This window comes from Enterococcus avium ATCC 14025 (assembly GCF_000406965.1).
GTDB lineage: Bacteria > Bacillota > Bacilli > Lactobacillales > Enterococcaceae > Enterococcus_A > Enterococcus_A avium.
Window position 1 is genome coordinate 1,032,186 of sequence record NZ_KE136357.1, and the last position, 18,119, is coordinate 1,050,304.

An 18,119-nucleotide genomic window follows, 5' to 3' on the forward strand; every position below is an offset into this window, starting at 1 on the left:
TACCACCTCCTATTGCAATTGTTCCTGTACGAGCGAGACCAACGACGAACGAGTAACGATTCCCACAAGATGATCCTCATCATTCACCACTGGCAAATACTTATACGTGTGATTAATTAATGGGCCGATCACATCAGCTACTCGTTCCTTTTGATTTACACTAGCCGTGTCTGTTTCCATTATCTCGAAAACAGAGGTGTTTGGTTTCAGCTTGGAGATATTCCGCTCAATAAAATTAATATCGACAAAACCTTTCAAACAGTACTGATCATCCACTACCAGCAGTGTATCAACTTTATTTTCTGACATCTGCCGAATCGCATCAGTGATTGATTTACTAATAGAAATTGCTTGCACGCGATCTACCATCAGATCTGAAACCGTCATTTCATTGTTGTAATAACTATTACGTTTTCGTTTACCAATCAATTCTTCCACAAAATCATTGGCTGGGTGCTCTAAGATTGTTTCAACAGTGTCGTACTGAACAATTTCTCCATGATCCATAATAATGATCTTGTCAGCCAACTTGATCGCCTCGTCCATATCATGTGTCACAAAAACAATTGTCTTCTCCATCTCCTGCTGTAAGCCTTTGATCATCTCCTGAAGCGCATCACGAGTGATGGGATCTAACGCACCAAAAGGCTCGTCCATCAAAATAATATCTTGACTAGCTGCTAACGCCCGAATGACACCGATCCGTTGCTGCTGGCCTCCTGAAAGATTTTTCGGTTTGCGTTCCAAATAATCCAACGGTAGATCAACCCGTTGAATCAATCGTTCAGCAATTCCCGATTTTTTTTCATCACTCCATTTCAGCAGCTTCGGTACAATCATGATATTCTCTCGAATTGTCATGTGGGGAAATAGTCCGATATTTTGAATCACATACCCAATTTGTCGCCGTAGTTCGTCTTCGTTTAGTTTTGTGACATCCTGTCCGTTAATCCTGATACTGCCTTTTGACGGTTCGATCATCCGATTGATCATTCGTACCAACGTTGTTTTCCCACTCCCGCTAGTGCCAATAACACAGATAAATTGATTATCTTCGATCGTCAAATCAAAAGGATGGACAGCGATCGCATCTTCTCCATACCTTTTTTCTACTTGTTCGAACTCGATCATAGCAATGATTCCTCCATCCATTATGTAATTCATTGCAACGAAGATAATTCGTCGCAATGTTAGAAGTTAACGTACAACTAACGTACTAAGTAGCCGCCATCAACAGGCAAAATATGTCCATTAACAAAATTTGAGGCGGAACTTGCCAAATAGACTAATGCCCCCATCAAATCTGCTGGACTCCCCCAGTAATTGGCCGGAACGTGAGCCAAAATCTGTTGATTTATTTCTGGATCTTCACGGTCATTTTTCATCATATCCGTTGTCAAGTACCCCGGAGCGATACCATTGACTTGGATATTATAGCCAGCAAGTTCATCACAATAAGCTTTGGTCAAACCAACTAAGCCATGCTTAGCTGCAACATTCGCTGGGGATTGCTGTCCGCCTAAAAATGAAAACAATGAACAGATATTAATAATTTTGCCGCTTTTTTGTAAAATCATTACCTTCGATGCTTCATGAGACATCTCAAATGCCGCCGTTAAATTCAATTGAATCATCGGATCCCATTTTGAGCGGTCAAACCTGAGTACATCGTCTGAGAAATAGAGTCCTGCGCAATTTACTAGCACGTCTACTGTACCGAAGACTTCGACACAATGCTCTATAACCTGTTGAGGCACCCCTTCTTCTGTCAAATCTACTTCCATAAAAACATAACAGGAACCCGTCTCTTCAATAATTTTTTGTGTCGTTCCATCATCATCGATCAAACTTGGAACAAGAATGTTTGCTCCGCATTTTGCTAGAGCCAGTGAAAACGCTCGGCCGATCCCAGTATTTCCACCTGTTACAATAGCTACTTTTCCTGCTAATGAGAAAAAATCCATATTGAATTCTGTGATTTCCATTTGTATCCCTCCGTTAGTAATAATCCAAAACAAAAAAGCGAACACCAAATAAGCTGGTGTCCGCTTTTCTCTGTCCTCTTAGCATCAACTACCGTTTTTTATTTTTTTATATTTCCCAAACATCCATATTGGTTGTTGAAATCGCCACTGCTCCTGCTTGTAAGGCGGTCATTACTAGCTCCTTATCACATACTAACCCGCTAGCAATGATCGGCACATCCACGACGTCTTGCACCCAAGATAAAACTTTTGGCATCGCTCCTGGTAAAACCTCCACTACATCCGCCTTTGAGGTTCCCAGTTGTTTCGGCAGATTATGATAGGATTTCGAATCAATCAAAAAGAATCGATGAATGGTAAATAACCCTCGCGCATTCGCCGCTCTTAGTAAGATTGATTTTGAGCTGATAATCCCATCGGTTTTGGTGGCTCGTTTCAAATAATCGACAGCCGTCTCCTTCGTGGCTAAGCCATCAATCAAATCAACATCTACCATAACGATCTTACCTGCCTCTTTCAAGCGATCAACAATGTCAACAATACTGCAAACATCTCCATACAAGACAAAGATAATATCACTATCACAGGTTAAGGCCTTTTCAAAACTACGTTTACTATTGATGGCAGCAATCAATGGATTGTCCTCCATCATCTGAATAATTTTTCTTTTCATTTCCATCCTTATCCCCATCAAGTAATTTAATACGCTTTCATTAAAGATGATATCACAAACTCGTTCACAATAATTTACAATACAAGCTATGAATATTGTAAAGCATATTTTTTCATTTTTTCGATTTTATTTCTTTTTGAATCTCTGTATTTTCACAGTCTAATGGATAACGCTAGTTTCGTCAATCCTATAATAAAAAAAGAAACCTGGAAAACACATTGAAACATCAGCATTTTTTAGACTTTATTCTAAAAAAATTTAATAGAATCTAGCACATCGATTCTTTTTTATTTCAAAAATCATTGACATCGCTTTCATAAAATTCTATACTTTGGGTGTTACTGGAGAGCAGAGAGAAGTAACGCTTATTTAAGCGTTGCTTCTTTTTTGCGTTTTTTTACAGAACAATTCACAAGCAGGAGGGTGTTATATGAACAAGCAAGCAGTAAAAAAATGGGGAACGTTGTTACTACTTTCAGCCGGTGCTGGGATTATCTTTCAGCTTCCTTACATTCGGGAAACCTTTTATGTACCAATCCAAAAAGCAATGGATCTGACCAATGCACAAATGGGGATGCTCTCGTCAGGTTATGCTACAATGGCAACATTTTCTTACTTTGTCGGTGGGGTCGTTGCAGACAAGTTCTCGGCTCGAAAATTACTGACGGTTTCATTCCTAGCAACTGGTGTTTTGGGGTGGTGGTTTTCGACATTTCCAGGTTTTCAGATCAGCCGGATTATTTTCATTTTGATGGGAATTTCTACAATCATCACCTATTGGTCAGCCGCAATCAAGGCTACACGAATGTTGGGTGACAGTTCCGAACAAGGACGTTTGTTTGGTTGGCAGGAAGGTTTACGTGGACTTTTAAATGCCTTATTGGTATTTGGAATGACCGCTGTTTACAGTCGTTTTTCAAATGAGATTCTAGGGACAACTTGGGCAATTAGAGTATGTGCGATCACAGTTTTTATTATTGGTATTTTAAATTGGTTTGTTATTGAAGACACAGCAGCAGAAACACATACAGAACCACTCTCTAAAATCGTCATCGGTATGTTCAAAACATTGAAAATGCCTCGAACTTGGGTATTAGTGGCTATTGTTTTCTTTGCTTACAGTATTTACGGAATTTTAGGCTATATCAATACGTATGCAATCAATGTGTACGGCTTGTCTGTAGCAGGTGGAACGAAACTTGGTGGAATACGTTATTTAGTTCAAGCGGCAGGCGGAATCATCGGTGGGATTATCGCCGATAAAATGGGCTCTCGAATCCGTGTAATTATTGGTGGTGCCGGTCTGCTGACGCTTTGCTTCGCTGGTTTTCTCATATTGCCAGACAGCGCTGGTCTTTTGACCGCTATCATTGCGAACTTCATCTTCGGATTATTCCTAATCTATGTAGTACGCAGTCAATATTTTGCGATCATTGATGACGCTGGTTTCCCAGTTGAACTGACTGGTAGAGTTTCTGGAATTGTTTCTTGTTTAGGTTATCTGCCAGATGTATTCATGTATACCATGATTGGTGGCTGGCTAGATGCAAATCCTGGTAAAGCAGGTTTCAACATGATGTTCATGTATGCGATCGCCATGGGGATTGGCTGTATTATCTTCTCTGTCATCCTCACGACAATCATTAAAAAAGCAAAAGCTTCAGGTACAATTGCAGCTAAGGTCGATTAAGCAAAAAAGTCTCTCCCACAACCTAGTTGACGGGAGAGACTTTTTTACTGCTCAGGTACATCTAGAAATTCTCCATGCATATTTTCATAGTGTTTGACACTCAAGGTCTCAAAAACGGCAATAACTGGATGTTCATAATTCAAATCTTTTTGAAATTCGTTCAGCTGGGCGGCCAATTTTTTATACTCAACTAACTCCTCAACAAACAAATAGCCCTTTAATGCAATACTTTCATGCTTGTCTTTGTCAAAACAGAAGAGACTGCCAGTACGATTGTGTCGAATGTTTTCAGCAGTTCGACCATCCCCATTAATATAGAACTTGAAATAGTAAAAGCCATTCCGCTCAAGCGGCGGTGAAACAGCAATTGCATTGGGAAAACCACGATTATCAATCGTGATCAGTGTAAATGTATCGGCATTAGCTAATAATGTTTCCATATTTTTATCCATTTCCAAAAGCCTCCTATCTTTTACTTTTTATTTTCTGGTACATAAAGCGGCACAAAATCTGCCATAAATTCCACTGTTAACGGTAAAGCTGGGCCTTTATCGCCATCGATTCGAGAATAAATCTTTTTATCTGTTAAAGGCGTTAATTCCAACGTGCTGGTTTCTAAATACGTCAGCGTATCTGAATCTTTTAAACGTCCCGTAAAGATAAGTCGAATAAGCTGGAATAATTTACGAAAACGCATGTTGTGCAAAATGCTGACATGAAGTTCATCATAATCTGAATCCACATAAGTCCTTCCGCCAATTGAATGAGTAGTCGTCGCCAAGGAGAACCAGACCTCCAATTTTTCATGAAAATTATCCGTCTTAATCTCTACCGGATAAGACTTATCTTTGCCAAGCTGCTTCAAGGCCTTTAAAGGATAGACGATTAAACCGAATTTCTTTTTTTCGCTCTGTCGAACCTCATTGGAAATATCCGCAAACGATCCGAAAGTAAAAGAGCTGATAACAGCTTTTTGCCGATCTTGACAGGCTGCGATCCCAACCTTACGTTGATACCCTGCAATGATTATATCCATCGCTTCCTCTTCATCCATTGGCAAATGCCAGCGTTTGGCAAAATTATTAATGGTTCCGCCTGGGATAATTCCTAGAGGTATTGCCTTTCCTGCTTGAACAAACGCTGTCCCCACGATGTTCAGCGAACCATCTCCGCCAATCGCCACGATTCCGTCATACTCTTCAATGGCCTCTTTCACTGTTTCAACTGCCTTTTCAGGATCAGGGGCAGTCAAAAATTCACCTTCGTGTCCAGCCTGTTTAAATTTTTCTTGCATTTTTTTTGCTAATTTTTCAGCATTCCCATTTCCTGCATTCGGATTAAAAAAAATTCCATAACGCATCTTTTTCACCCTCGTTCATTTGTTAAGTAAGAATTTTTTTATCAGTTAAAAATCTTTATCTGTTCCCTTTCACCTTATCATTTTTAACCTAAAAAAACTGTTTCGACGAACTAATTTGTAAGAATTTGATTGCTTTGACTTTTTTTCTTCGTAAAACCTGATATGATAAAGCTAAGAGAGGGTTGAGAAAAATGTTTGAACCGACAAAACCACGAAGAAGTGAGGTTCCTTTTAATACTGTTCCTGAACATATGCAGCAGGAAATATGGCATATGATTTTTATGCGTCCGATGAAGGGGTTGCCGCTTACCTCACCACAACGTTTTCACTTTTTTAAAAACAAAATTGCTCGTACTTTAAGTGTCGTTTACTCCCAAAGTGAACCTTACTTTTCAGACGGGATCACTGCACCTTATGTTGAAGCATACGAAGAGATCGAATTTCCTAAAATCATGTATGTCTATGATGATGGAAATGAATTGATTATGACACTAGATGAAAAAACGTCCGACTAAGTCAGGCGTTTTTTTTGTGCTTATTTTACGACCATTACATTACAAGGTGCTTGATTAACCACATAAGCAGTTGTAGAACCGACCAGTAATAAGGAAAGCGCGCCCAATCCTGTTGCCCCCATCACAATCAGATCCGTATCCAGTTTTTTCGCCAATTCAACAATCTCTCGTTTAGGATTACCAGCGATGATCTGAGAAGTTAGGTGAACTTCCTGCTCCTCTGCTATCCGATGATGCTCTAGTTCTGTGATAATCCCTTTCGCTCTTTCATGGACTTCCTGCATCAATGGAATTGAATTTCCGCCGGTTGTTCCACTGAAACTAGCCGTATCAATCACAGTTGCCAGAGTTAACTTGCCCCTATTTCTCTTCGCGATATTGATCGCTTCATCAAACGCCTTTTTTGACTGCTTTGAACCATCTACAGCAACTAAAATATTTTTATATTCATCAACCATTTTTGCCGCCCCTTTCACCTTTATTTTATCATTCTACTGATTCTTCGAAAAATGAAAATGACCATTTCTCTTTATTTTTTCACTGTCTAATCATTAAAACTGCTTAAAAAACCAGCTGAAAAATTGTACTTTTTGTGATGAAATGCTAGACTTGCCTCAATCCAATTTTTTACATGAATTATCCAGAGAAGTAAGGAGAATCAGAGATGAATAAAACCCAAAGAAGAAAAGCCCATTTCATTATTCATAGCGCATCCACTGCCGCAGCAGGTGTTGGGGCAGGAATGGCACAATTGCCTTTTCCTGATGCCACCGTTTTATTACCAATCCAAACCGCTATGGTGATTGCTTTGGGAAAAATTTTTCATATTAAACTCGAACAGGGTGCCGCAAAAGCTCTTGCCACCCAATTTCTAGCTCAAAAAGCTGGACAAATGACCGCACGCTTCCTTGCTGGAAAACTTCCTGTTGCAGGTAATATTGTTAATGGCTCCACCGCTGCCGCCATCACTGAAAGCTACGGCTGGCTCATTGCAAAGGAATTTTCAGAGGAATACGAGAAAAAACTCAAAGTATAATATTTTTTAAATTGCTGAGAGGCCTCTTTCAAATCCACACAAGATTCGCTATACTTGTAATCGTGGATGAACTTGGTGTTTTACTCGTTCAATGATGTAGTCCGCATTTAAGATAGAGGTGCAGGTTCGATTCCTGTCATCCACATAATTCAAAAGAAGCTGAGAAGCTTCTTTTTTTTCGAAAAAAATCAATGATTCAACCTTTTTAGGCTCATTTAAGGTTCTCCTTCTACAATTGACACAAGAAGAAATTAGTAGGAGGCGTTTTTTTGAAAAAAAAGCAGTCAGTAATCATTACACTAATAAGCACTTTAATGTTAAGTACAACCACATTCCCTATTATCGGATTCACTAATGAACAAAGCAGTGTTCCCGCCGCTCCACCAGATGGCGGTGGAATGGGTGGCGCAGATACTATGACTTATGATTATACAGGAGAGTTGAAGGGCAGCTTAATCGCTGATAATCAGGAAATAGAAGCTAATTCCGAAAAGCAACGCTCTGACGGCAATGACGAAAATACTGCCTTAGTAAAAAATGGTGGAACCTTGTCGCTTGAGAAAAGTACATTAGAAAAAGCCGGCGCAAGTGCTAACGATGACAATAGCAATTTCTATGGATTGAATTCAATCCTGTTGGCAGTAAACGAGAATTCCTTTGCGTATCTTTCTAACAGTCAATTAACTGCTAACGATAAAGGAAGTAATGGGCTTTTCGCAACAGATAGCGGAACGATTTATGCAAATGACAATACCATCGCGACAGAATCGGACAATTCTCGGGGGATGGATGCAACCTACGGCGGCACCATCATTGCCAACAAAACCTCCGTCAGTACCAAAGGCGATCATAGCGCGGCGTTAGCAACAGATCGCGGCGGCGGAAATGTTTCAGTCACTGATAGCCAGCTTGCAACACAAGGCTCAGGCTCACCTCTACTATATTCCACGGGTGACATTGAAGTGAGTAATGTCAAAGGTACGGCTACGGGCAGCCAGATTGCTGGTATGGAAGGCTATAACTCCATTCAAATCTACAATTCTGAATTAATCAGTAAGTTAACCGGAACAACAGGCAGTGATCCTGTCGCAAACGGTGTAATTATTTATCAATCCACGTCAGGTGACGCCGAAGCATCCACTGGTGAAACAGCAAATTTTGAAGCCGTTAATTCCACTTTGAAAAGTGCCACTGAAGGAACGATGTTTTATGTAACAAATACTGAAGCAAACATTATCTTGAAGGATAATACGTTAGATTTTGATAGCGATAAGGCAGCGCTATTAACGATTCAGGGAAATAATGCCAATAATTGGGGGACAGCCGGCAGTAATGGCGGCAAAGTGAACTTTATTGGAATCAATCAAGAATTGTCCGGTAAGATCAGTGTGGACTCTATTAGCAGTCTCAATCTCGTTTTAACCAAAGAAACGACTTACAACGGCGAGACCGAAATCACTGCAAACGAAGTGAATACCGCAGCCAGTGAAACCCCGATCACTGTAACAATTGATAAAACGTCTAAATGGGTAATGACCGCCGATTCACAGATAACCAACTTAAATTTGGAGACAGGCGGCGAAATTGTTGACGAGGATGGAAAATCCGCGACGATCATAGCAGATGGCGAAACCGTCGTAGAAGGAACTGGTTCAACAACATTAACAGTCACTGGAACATACTCGACTCAAACCAATTTAAATGAGAACAACCAATTAAGCGAACCATCTATTGATCGAACAGACTTTGACCAGCATTATCATTTATCAACCTCCTTTACCAACGAAAGCAACACAACCAAAACAAGCAACACAAAGAATACCGTAGCTGAAGTTACATCTAGCGTGAAAAAACCTACTACAGCTGTCAAATCTAATAAACAAGAAAACTATCCTCTATGGATTGCTTTCGGTGGGGTAATCATTATAGCAGGGGCATTAGTCCTGAAAAAAATGGGAAAAAGAACCAAACGTAGACACTAAATACTTTTAAAAATACGTAGCACGCTTGTCCTTTGCAAGCGTGCTTCTCTTATCTTTCAGCCTTAACTTTCATATGACATGCTCGAAGCAGAATTTCTCATTTCTTCGCGTATTTTATTTTAAAAGACTTCAACTTAACACTTTACTTATCGAACAAATGTTCGTATAATAATCTTGAGGTGATGACCATGTCTATGATTAGTCCAGATTCTGTTGAAATATTTTACCGAACGTATGATTCTTTAGTAAAAGACTCCCTGCCACTAGCTTTATTTTTAAGCCAAATTACCGCCAAGATGGATGCCGAAAATCGTGATTATTTTGTCATCCCTGCTAAAAAGACCGGTCGCAAAAAGGATATCTATTTTCAGTTTGAACGTAGAAATGACGAGCTCGTTTTCAAAGGCATTCATACAAGGAGGAAAAAGGATGGAGTCAATTAAAGGAACTGTCACGAAACTAAAAATCATTCAATTCTCGCAACAGCCTTTAGTTTATTTTCAACTCGCAAACATCAACTGTCTGATTGCCACCCATTCATTAAATTTTTTGGCAGATGTCGAAGCTGGTATGAAAATTGTTGTATTAGGAAAACGAAATACCCGAGGACAATTTATTGTCGCAAAATACGCGGTCTTAGGCAGAACCAAATTAATGAATGATATTCAAAACTATCAAACAGCAAGCTAAAAGCCAGCAAATGTGCTGGCTTCTTTTTTATCGAACGACCATTACGTTACATGGTGCGTTATTGACAACATATGCTGTTGTAGAACCTAATAATAACCGAGAGAAAGTTCCCGTTCCGGTAGCGCCCATCAAAATCAAATCAATTTTTTTCTCTTCTGCAAAAGCAACAATTTTAGCTTTTGGATTTCCATCATCAACGACAGTGTTATAGGATATATCCTCTGGGATCGTTTTTTCTAATGCTTCCACAACAGTACTTGCAGCTTTTTGTGCTTCCTTTACGATATGATCTACAGCGTAAGGTTCAGCTCCTAAATGATTGGTGTCAGATACGATTAAAATATACAAATGTGCATCATTTCTGCGGGTGACTTCGATAGCTTCCTGGAAGGCTCGACGTGCCTGTTCGGATAAATCAACTGCGACAAGTATTTTTTTGTATGATTCCTTCATAATAAGACCCCCTTTTTTCTATTGTAACGAATTCAGACTATATTTGTACAGCAAATAGTAAACGCTTTCTTTATTAAGATCTTTTAGGACACGACGACTTTACTAGATATCCTTTTTTAATAAGAAAACCTACAGATCAATTATCGTTAATAATTACTTCAGGATAAAATCATTGTTCATTTCCTCATATACCACCCACAAAAGCAGAACATGCATATACTTGTTGTAAAGCGATTCAATCATGTGAAAATTTAATACTTTTCCTATAACCAAAAAAAGCACCTTGATCACAAGGTGCTTAAAGGGGATGCTAGTCAAATAAAACTAGCTAAGAAAGATTGAGAGAGGTCTTCCTCATATTCATATTTTAACAGATTTCTTTGCAATTTTGGTGATTTTACGAATTGTTTTTTTAACATTTTTAAATTTATTCTGAATGTTACTAAATATTTTTATTCCATGAAAGTATTCCCTTTTTTTAATTACATTAGAAATAAATTATAAAAATTACTTTTATCAATATATTTAGCCGATTTAGTTCTTATAAAAATATCCTTGAAGCATATTACTACAAGGATATTACTATTCTAGTTTGATAATATTTTCACAAGAAAGATGAAAAAAATTAGATTTTTACGTATTCTAGTTCAACACCAGCATTTCCATTTTTGGTAGCAACTCGATAAGCAGTAGATAAGGTCTCCATGGTGGTAGGATCCAAAGCTAACTTAACAAAAGTCGGTAAATCTAGTTTTTCAACGTCCACTTCTTTCTCCGTTACTAATGGCTGCATCATCTTAGCAAAGCCGCCCGTGATTGAAATATTTCTTTTCTCGCAACGAATAGCATCTCGCAGCTCCATTGGATTCGCGACTACTTTTTTCATACCCATCACTCCTTCTTTTTTCGATAATATCATAGAGAGTATCAGAAATCAACGATTTTGTGAATAAAAACACAAAATTATATAACGAGAATTTCTGTTATACTCTTAAAAAGGGAGTGGATCACTTGGATAAATATATGCAGCGTAAACGACGTGGATGGGCTGAAAATAATGAACTCTTTCCATATAAAGAGAAACAACTTGCAGAATTAATAGAGTTACTTTCCTCAAAAGAAGCCCACGAACGGACTATCTCTGCAAAGCTTTTGCCAATAAATTGTGATACAGTAAACATTTTATTGCATTCTTTGATAAAGGAACCAGCCCTCTACACTCGATTAGCCATTACGGAAAAACTAGAAAGCGGCGATTCAATGACTGCTCAGCAAATGATTCCTTTTCTTGCCGAAATTGGAACAAATCAGCACCGTTTCCCAGTGGCTCCTTCAAAAAAGAAATCTTTTCCCTTGCCGCGAGATTTGATTGCTCGATCACTGGGACGTATGAAACCAGAGATTTTTCCAGTTCTTTTAAAAGCTGCAACACAGCTTCCAAATTCGAAGCTGCGGGAGTTGATTGATGCGATCGGTTATATGGCTTTTTATAATCCCAGTTTGGCAACTGTACAAAATTATCAATCTCTACTTGAAATTAGAAATTCATACAAATCAGACTTATTGATTCAGTGGAAATTTTTGATCTGCTTTTCAGCTTTTCCCCAAAGTAAAGCACTTTTAGTGGAGGAAGAACAATTTATTCCTGAGGCACAACGATCACTAATAATACTAAACACAAAAAGGGTTGAATAATCTATCAGCCCTTTTTAGATGTTTTAAGTTGTTTAATTTGGATTATAAATCTATTTTTATCTCACGACCATGACATCGCAAGGAGCATTATTGACAACATAATCGGTGGTTGATCCGACAAGCATTCGTTCAAGCCTTCGCTTACCAGTAGCGCTAATATAGATCAGATCAATCTTATATACCTCAGGTAGTTCAAAATAAAGAGCCTTTTTAGGACTTTCCACACAAATGATCATTTGTTTATTGTAATATTCAATTCCTGAAAACTCTTTTTCTAACAGTTTGAGTGCGGCTTTCTTCTCTTCTTCGATTATTTGGGCGATTGGCGTTGCACTATTTAGTAGTAAGCCGCTGCTATTAATCACCTGTGCGTTATACAAACGTGCGTTATTTCGACGTGCGGCTTCAACAGCTTCCATTTATGCTTGATGAGCCTGTGGCGATCCATCTACCGCAGCCAAAATATTGTAATAGCGTTCATTCATAAGCCTTTCCCATTTTTATTCTAGTATAACAAGCGGGCAAGCATTTGTAAGCTCTTTTTCACCGTGATAAGCCTATAATACCAATGTTCCTCACAACGAAAAATTTTATTCACAGAACATTAAAAAACCACCTCAAAATGACTTGACGTGGTAAAAAATGACTAATTTTTTTCTAAATACAATGACTGCTGATCAGATTCCTCATAGACTTGCTTCATATCAGACCAATCAACTTCACGATTTTGATACCCATAAGGATCATTAACGTAAACAATTTTTTCCTTACGATCAAAGCCAGTAATAACGGCTGAATGGACTAATGGCGTGACATACATACTTCCTTGATCTGTCTCCCACAACAACCAGTCATTGTCCTTTGGCACTTGGAAGTCCACCGTCGCGACGATCCAGACTGGTGTGCCGCCGGCTACGATAGCCATGATTTTATTGAATGATTTTTTGTTACTCGCGACTACACGATAATCATCCTCCACATATTCTTTAGCTAATTTTGCAATCGGCTCTACAGCTACACCCATCGCTTCATCTCCACCGGTAATGTCCCCTACGAATCCTAGATGGGGATTTCCATAATTACCAGATTCTGTATACAACGGCTGATAATCAAGTTCGTCTGCTAATTCATTTTTGTCTGTATCGTAACCGTAATACTGCAATAGCATCGAAAGAGCCGTAACCTCACAACCATTTTCCAAGGCAACATCATCAAACTGGCTCTCTAAGGGAACATCTAACACGATTTTATTTTTTTGTTGAGGTGTCACAATCCGTTCCGTCAGTTCATTCTTCCCTTGGGCAAAATAAATTCCTCCACTAACCACTGCTAGGAAAATTAGCAGAATCACGATTCTTTTTTTCTTCATTTCATCACCTAACATTAATAGTCCATCCGAAATTATACGGTTTATAATGAAAAGCAACAAAGAAAAGCCCTCGAAACAGCTAAATTTTAAGTTGTTTTAACCTTTCAATTAATAAAAATAAGGATTTGCTAGATACTTTTTTGACATTCATTTCTAAGACTGATATGTTGGATAAAATAATCTTTGGAGGATCTGACTATGAATGCCTTTACTTATCAAATTGATGATCATTTAGCTTTTGCCTTTCCTCAGCTAGAAGCTGCTGAAGAACTTTTAGCTTTGATTGAGTCTGATCGATCGCACATTGAAGCCTTTATTGATGTCATGGCGGAAACGAAAACGATTGAGGATGAAAAGGACTTTATCAAAATGAAATTGCATGGATATGCGGATGGTACCGATTATCTTTTTTTCATTCTACAGGGCCAAAAGATTTGCGGCTGTATCGATATTCATAATATTGACCCCAAAATTGGGAAAGGCGAAATCGGTTACTGGCTGCACTCCTCTTTTACCAAGCGCGGAATCATTTCAAAAAGCGTTAAAGCCCTTTGTCATTTGGCCTTTAATGATTTCGGAATGAACAAACTGTTAATTTGTGTCGATGTCGACAATGCTCCTAGCAATCGTATAGCCCAACGCTGCGGTTTTACCCTAACTAGTACTGAACCTCAAGATGCACTGCTTCATGGAAAATTGAGAGACATGAATCACTATACTTTATTGAAAAAACAATTTAAAAAAGGTTTTGACGAATAACTCCTTCGTCAAAACCTTTTTTTATCGTACGACCATCACATTACATGGAGCATGATTAACAATATATCCGCTAGTTGAACCAACTAGTAGACGTTGAAAGCGCCCCTTACCTGTTGCACCCACGTAAATCAAATCAATACCATATTGCTTCGGCAATTCTTCTGTTAATGCTTTTTTGGGATTACCAATGTATTGAATAAGTTCCATGTTTTGATAGCGACCACGTTCCTTTAGTTTCTCTAGGTATTGTTTAGCTCGTTGAGATTCCTCTGCTAGGATATCCTCCATCGGCTGCGCGCTGCTCATTAAAATACTAGAATCATCAATCACCTGAACGACGTACAATTTAGCTTCATTTCTTCTTGCTGCACCGATCGCTTCAAAAAAAGCGCCCTCCGATTGATCAGATCCATCCACAGCAACCATAATATTCTTATATCTACTGATCATATTATCTGCTCCTTCAAACTAATGAATTTATTTTTTCCCTATACCATTCTTTTATTATCAAGACATCTAACGAATGACAGTCACGCTACATGGGGCATGGTTAACAACATAAGCTGCGGTGGAGCCAATTCGAGACAGGCGAATTTCGCCTTTTCCGGTAGCACCAAGATAAATCATATCAATGTCATTGTCTTTTGCAAACTCAATAATTTTTTCTTTTGGACTGCCCAATTCAACAAATGGTTCCACATTCTCAAGTTCTTTACGCGCTGCGTCATGAACTTTTTTCAACATTTCTTTTTCAATTTGCTCTTTTTCCGCCGCATAGATTTTGCTAAAAGAAAAAGCGCTGGTGGAGAGTTCACTGTCATTAATGATTGAAATAACATTCAGTTTGGCATCGTGACGTTTGGCTGCTTCAACGGCTTCATCAAAAGCATGCTCTGAATGTTCAGATCCGTCGATCGCTACTAAAATATTTTTGTATTTACTCATCATTGTAACCGCCTCCTTTATTAAATTATAAAGGAAAATAAACGATCTGTGAAACGAAATCAACTTTTTACTTAGTATCTCCTTCGTTGAACTGCGTACAAAATTATCACTATTAGAAAGCTATCGACATAACTAACCATTTTACCCTCTTCAATCTTATCTACTTAAATAAATCATTTGTTTATACTATTCTGCTATTCTCTGAGCATTTTTCTTGTATCTTTTTCGACAATCCATTAAGGTTACAGTAGTTCATTTGTTTATCCGAGTTCCTTCCCAGGACTCCAGCCGTCGTTGCCCTGCGACGGCTCTTTTTGAGCAAAAAAATTGCCAAGAAAGCCTTTTCCTATTATAGTAAAAACTGGGTATTACCCATCCTTTATAGAATTTGTTTTTTTCACTTGTGGACCGTTGCCATCTTTGGCCGGTCTTTTTTTCGGTCCTCATTTTCTCAGTTTGACTACTTACGAGATACTATCTAGCTAGATCCTGAGAACGGTGAAGTTCAACTTCTTTCTTTACCGAAAAGGATTTTTTAAACGAAAATCACTTCTTTTTCTCCGGTCTTTGTGTGTTAAACTATGTACTGTGATACACAAGTACAAATGGAGGAACAGACATGTATAAAGCTAGTTTAAAAAATATCCTCACTCGAAAAGAAGAACGAACCATTGATCTTACACTACTTCCTAATGTAGGTGACACGTTGCAGCTAAGACAGCCTGACAAATTTTTGCTGGTTCATGGAATTACTCATATTATTGAAAACGAATCCATCGCATTCGAGATTTTCGTCGAACCGATTGATCGCACCTATTGGATGAATGAAATCTAACGAAAGCGAGGACTAACAATGATCGCACATAAGAGAGAGTTTCTCCATGTAGTTTAACCAAATACAAATTACATGGAGGAATTACAATGAAAAACATTTATAATAATGAGAAATTTTTTGAAAGCTACAGTCAGATGACTCGCAGTCAACAAGGCTTGGATGGGGCTGGCGAATGGCAGACGTTAAAAAGATTGCTGCCTGATTTTAAGAAAAAGCGTGTATTGGACCTGGGTTGCGGTTATGGCTGGCATTGTCTTTACGCAGCAGAACACGGCGCAGCTTCAGTCATTGGTGTTGATATCTCCGAAAAAATGCTAGAGGTCGCATGCAAAAAAAATACCTTTGACAATATTTGCTACCTTCACGACAGCATTGATAAAATCACTTTTGAGCCGAATAGCTTTGATGTCATCATTAGCTCCCTAGCAATCCATTATATTGAAGATTTCAAAAAATTGGCAAAAAATATGGCAGATTGGTTGGTTTCCGGCGGACAATTCATTTTTTCCGTTGAGCATCCGATTTTTACGGCAGAAGGTTCTCAAGACTGGATTTATGATGCAAATGGTACGATTGTACACTTTCCTGTCGATAATTACTTTTATGAAGGAAAGCGCAACGCGCATTTTCTCGGTAGTAATATCACGAAATATCATCGCACTTTAACCACCTATTTAGATGATTTGATGACGAATAACTTTCAAATTAAACGCATTGTCGAACCAATACCGCCTGGGAATATGCTGGATATCCCTGGAATGAAGGATGAAATGCGCCGACCCATGATGCTGATTGTGAAGGCGGAGAAAAACTAAAAACAAATCCCTGAAGATAATAGGTCTTCAGGGATTTTCTCTGTTGTGTCCATATTTATTCGTAGCATCATACAACCCACAAGCCATACCACCAGCAACAAGACCTCCGAGCGCCAATTTCCCTAGCGATTGATTGAAAAGAAGCCCCATCGCTACTCCTAACCCTGTGCCAAGAATTAATGACACTATTGGTAAATACCGTGTAGCTATTAATCTTGTCTGCTTCACACCCTCTGTTATGATCATCATGATCGGTGCAAAGCTCAACCCTGTCGCCAAAATATGTGTCAAAATCTCATCCATTTTCACCTATCCTTTCACGTATTCGATTGACAATTGTCTCGATTCTCTCAATTTGTTTAAGTGACTCTGTTAAATCGTCGATCGTGTTCAAGTAGCGCTCTTCACGTGCATTATTTTGCTTCATCACCCAAACTAATAAAAATACAAAAAGCACTGGAAATCCGATGCTTTCCGGGTTGTTAAGAACTGTTGAAATAAAGTTATCCATGCTTCATCGCTCCTTTAAAAATTAATCATCTATCTCCATCTAGACTTCAATTTCATTCAGAAGGGTTAAACTCTACAGAAATTTCTTTATTTCCTTATACGAACAACTTATAGCCGTCAAAGAGTAGGAAATCCACCTGTCAAAAAACCTCCAAACAATCAAAGCCCACGCTGTTAAATTCATCAAATATATTGCCTGTTCATCCCCCCTCCATTTGATCTACTTACACTATATACGAACGTATGTTTGTTTTAGTGCCAAAAAAAAGACATCATATCCCTAGATGTTCGGCTAGTTCTTCAAAAAAAGCATCCCGTAAACGAATGACTTGCCGTTTACTTAAAAAAACTTGATCAGCTACCAAATCGAGATTAACCTTTCGATGATTCGTCATATAAAGCAATTTGATAATTTTTCTTGTCTCTTCCGTCGAATTTTCTAAACACAAAGAAATGATTCGCTGATTTCGCTCCAAGTTAATCAGTTGCCGATCAAGGGAAATTGAGATTAATAACTTCTTATCCTTGGTATCTGTATTGGCTCGTTGATGTGTCTTCTGATTATGCAAAAGTAGCTTTTCTTTTCTTTCCAAGTAATAGTCTTCCATCTTAGGATAATCTTGTAGGATGCCCTTCAAGTAATCTTTCTTCCATTTCTCCATCGTCTCTCCTCCTTAAAATAACTAACGTTCCCCACTGGTTACAGGGAACTTCGGATTAATTTTAATGATACATAGCTTAAAAACGTAGTTAACTATTTTTTCTAAATTAATGGTAATACATTTCGCGTACTTTGTAAATTTATTT

25 protein-coding genes and 1 tRNA gene are annotated in these 18,119 nt (G+C 38.5%); 11 read left to right on the plus strand and 15 right to left on the minus strand.

The annotated features are described in order from the left end of the window. Positions 1-9 precede the first annotated feature (9 nt). The 3 genes from OMU_RS04855 to OMU_RS04865 form a co-directional block, all read right to left on the minus strand. Positions 10-1,131: an ABC transporter ATP-binding protein gene (locus OMU_RS04855; protein WP_016178851.1), complete on the minus strand. Its 1,122-nt coding sequence runs from the start codon at positions 1,129-1,131 to the stop codon at positions 10-12. Between the two features lie 77 nt (positions 1,132-1,208). Continuing rightward, a complete protein-coding gene (locus tag OMU_RS04860) occupies positions 1,209-1,985 on the minus strand; it encodes an SDR family oxidoreductase (protein ID WP_016178852.1) in 777 nt (258 codons plus the stop codon). Between the two features lie 106 nt (positions 1,986-2,091). Beyond that, a complete protein-coding gene (locus OMU_RS04865; RefSeq protein WP_227132110.1) occupies positions 2,092-2,664 on the minus strand; it encodes a glycerol-3-phosphate responsive antiterminator in 573 nt (190 codons plus the stop codon). Positions 2,665-3,088: 424 nt separating this feature from the next. Here OMU_RS04865 and OMU_RS04870 point away from each other — a divergent pair, with 424 nt between their 5' ends. Continuing rightward, on the plus strand, positions 3,089-4,348 hold the full coding sequence (locus tag OMU_RS04870) for an MFS transporter (RefSeq protein ID WP_016178854.1): 1,260 nt from the start codon (positions 3,089-3,091) through the stop codon (positions 4,346-4,348). A gap of 44 nt (positions 4,349-4,392) precedes the next feature. Here OMU_RS04870 and OMU_RS04875 read toward each other — a convergent pair whose 3' ends face one another. Together OMU_RS04875 and OMU_RS04880 are read right to left on the minus strand one after the other, a co-directional pair. Next, positions 4,393-4,800: a pyridoxamine 5'-phosphate oxidase family protein gene (locus OMU_RS04875; RefSeq protein WP_016178855.1), complete on the minus strand. Its 408-nt coding sequence runs from the start codon at positions 4,798-4,800 to the stop codon at positions 4,393-4,395. A 20-nt stretch (positions 4,801-4,820) separates the two neighbouring features. Continuing rightward, a complete protein-coding gene (locus OMU_RS04880) occupies positions 4,821-5,708 on the minus strand; it encodes a diacylglycerol/lipid kinase family protein (protein ID WP_016178856.1) in 888 nt (295 codons plus the stop codon). Between the two features lie 191 nt (positions 5,709-5,899). Here OMU_RS04880 and OMU_RS04885 point away from each other — a divergent pair, with 191 nt between their 5' ends. Then, complete coding sequence (locus OMU_RS04885; protein ID WP_016178857.1) at positions 5,900-6,223, plus strand: DUF960 family protein; 324 nt, start codon at positions 5,900-5,902, stop codon at positions 6,221-6,223. Positions 6,224-6,243: 20 nt separating this feature from the next. Here OMU_RS04885 and OMU_RS04890 read toward each other — a convergent pair whose 3' ends face one another. Then, complete coding sequence (locus OMU_RS04890) at positions 6,244-6,681, minus strand: universal stress protein (RefSeq protein ID WP_016178858.1); 438 nt, start codon at positions 6,679-6,681, stop codon at positions 6,244-6,246. A gap of 206 nt (positions 6,682-6,887) precedes the next feature. Here OMU_RS04890 and OMU_RS04895 point away from each other — a divergent pair, with 206 nt between their 5' ends. The 5 genes from OMU_RS04895 (at position 6,888) to OMU_RS04910 (ending at position 9,931) form a co-directional block, all read left to right on the plus strand. Then, entirely contained in the window at positions 6,888-7,259 is a 372-nt protein-coding gene (locus OMU_RS04895; RefSeq protein WP_016178859.1) for a hypothetical protein, read from the plus strand. A 62-nt stretch (positions 7,260-7,321) separates the two neighbouring features. Further along, a tRNA-OTHER gene (locus OMU_RS23155) sits at positions 7,322-7,404 on the plus strand. Positions 7,405-7,573: 169 nt separating this feature from the next. After that, positions 7,574-9,241 (plus strand): autotransporter outer membrane beta-barrel domain-containing protein, encoded by a 1,668-nt coding sequence (locus OMU_RS04900; protein ID WP_196004055.1) that lies wholly within the window; start codon positions 7,574-7,576, stop codon positions 9,239-9,241. 188 nt (positions 9,242-9,429) lie between these two features. Further along, a complete protein-coding gene (locus OMU_RS04905; protein WP_016178861.1) occupies positions 9,430-9,684 on the plus strand; it encodes a DUF5960 family protein in 255 nt (84 codons plus the stop codon). Then, positions 9,671-9,931, plus strand: coding sequence for a hypothetical protein (locus OMU_RS04910; protein ID WP_016178862.1), 261 nt, complete (start codon positions 9,671-9,673; stop codon positions 9,929-9,931). Before OMU_RS04905 ends, OMU_RS04910 begins: the two co-directional genes overlap by 14 nt. 27 nt (positions 9,932-9,958) lie before the next feature. Here the strand turns inward: OMU_RS04910 and OMU_RS04915 are convergent, their stop codons facing one another. Further along, positions 9,959-10,384, minus strand: coding sequence for a universal stress protein (locus OMU_RS04915; protein WP_016178863.1), 426 nt, complete (start codon positions 10,382-10,384; stop codon positions 9,959-9,961). Positions 10,385-11,009: 625 nt separating this feature from the next. Then, positions 11,010-11,270 carry a hypothetical protein gene (locus OMU_RS04920; RefSeq protein WP_016178864.1) on the minus strand — a complete coding sequence of 87 codons (261 nt, stop codon included), beginning with the start codon at positions 11,268-11,270 and terminating at the stop codon, positions 11,010-11,012. A gap of 125 nt (positions 11,271-11,395) precedes the next feature. Between OMU_RS04920 and OMU_RS04925 the strand changes: the two genes are divergently transcribed. After that, a complete protein-coding gene (locus tag OMU_RS04925) occupies positions 11,396-12,079 on the plus strand; it encodes a hypothetical protein (RefSeq protein ID WP_227132112.1) in 684 nt (227 codons plus the stop codon). A 56-nt stretch (positions 12,080-12,135) separates the two neighbouring features. On the opposite strand, the gene OMU_RS04930 is transcribed toward OMU_RS04925, so the two are convergent. Together OMU_RS04930 and OMU_RS04935 are read right to left on the minus strand one after the other, a co-directional pair. Further along, a complete protein-coding gene (locus OMU_RS04930; protein WP_016178866.1) occupies positions 12,136-12,498 on the minus strand; it encodes a universal stress protein in 363 nt (120 codons plus the stop codon). Positions 12,499-12,725: 227 nt separating this feature from the next. Continuing rightward, complete coding sequence (locus OMU_RS04935) at positions 12,726-13,463, minus strand: C39 family peptidase (RefSeq protein ID WP_171030556.1); 738 nt, start codon at positions 13,461-13,463, stop codon at positions 12,726-12,728. A 183-nt stretch (positions 13,464-13,646) separates the two neighbouring features. On the opposite strand from OMU_RS04935, the gene OMU_RS04940 reads away from it, so the two are divergent. Beyond that, positions 13,647-14,207: a GNAT family N-acetyltransferase gene (locus OMU_RS04940; protein WP_016178868.1), complete on the plus strand. Its 561-nt coding sequence runs from the start codon at positions 13,647-13,649 to the stop codon at positions 14,205-14,207. Positions 14,208-14,228: 21 nt separating this feature from the next. Here the strand turns inward: OMU_RS04940 and OMU_RS04945 are convergent, their stop codons facing one another. Beyond that, positions 14,229-14,657: a universal stress protein gene (locus tag OMU_RS04945; protein WP_016178869.1), complete on the minus strand. Its 429-nt coding sequence runs from the start codon at positions 14,655-14,657 to the stop codon at positions 14,229-14,231. A 66-nt stretch (positions 14,658-14,723) separates the two neighbouring features. Next, positions 14,724-15,155: a universal stress protein gene (locus OMU_RS04950; protein WP_016178870.1), complete on the minus strand. Its 432-nt coding sequence runs from the start codon at positions 15,153-15,155 to the stop codon at positions 14,724-14,726. A 616-nt stretch (positions 15,156-15,771) separates the two neighbouring features. Between OMU_RS04950 and OMU_RS04955 the strand changes: the two genes are divergently transcribed. Beyond that, positions 15,772-15,987, plus strand: a complete 216-nt coding sequence (locus OMU_RS04955; protein ID WP_016178871.1) for a hypothetical protein — start codon at positions 15,772-15,774, stop codon at positions 15,985-15,987. 86 nt (positions 15,988-16,073) lie between these two features. Beyond that, on the plus strand, positions 16,074-16,802 hold the full coding sequence (locus OMU_RS04960; RefSeq protein ID WP_016178872.1) for a class I SAM-dependent methyltransferase: 729 nt from the start codon (positions 16,074-16,076) through the stop codon (positions 16,800-16,802). Between the two features lie 27 nt (positions 16,803-16,829). On the opposite strand, the gene OMU_RS04965 is transcribed toward OMU_RS04960, so the two are convergent. The 3 genes from OMU_RS04965 to OMU_RS04975 form a co-directional block, all read right to left on the minus strand. Next, positions 16,830-17,105 carry a holin gene (locus OMU_RS04965; protein ID WP_016178873.1) on the minus strand — a complete coding sequence of 92 codons (276 nt, stop codon included), beginning with the start codon at positions 17,103-17,105 and terminating at the stop codon, positions 16,830-16,832. Continuing rightward, positions 17,098-17,313, minus strand: a complete 216-nt coding sequence (locus OMU_RS04970) for a BhlA/UviB family holin-like peptide (protein WP_016178874.1) — start codon at positions 17,311-17,313, stop codon at positions 17,098-17,100. Before OMU_RS04970 ends, OMU_RS04965 begins: the two co-directional genes overlap by 8 nt. A gap of 271 nt (positions 17,314-17,584) precedes the next feature. Then, positions 17,585-17,974, minus strand: coding sequence for a hypothetical protein (locus OMU_RS04975; RefSeq protein WP_016178875.1), 390 nt, complete (start codon positions 17,972-17,974; stop codon positions 17,585-17,587). Between the last annotated feature and the right edge of the window lie 145 nt (positions 17,975-18,119).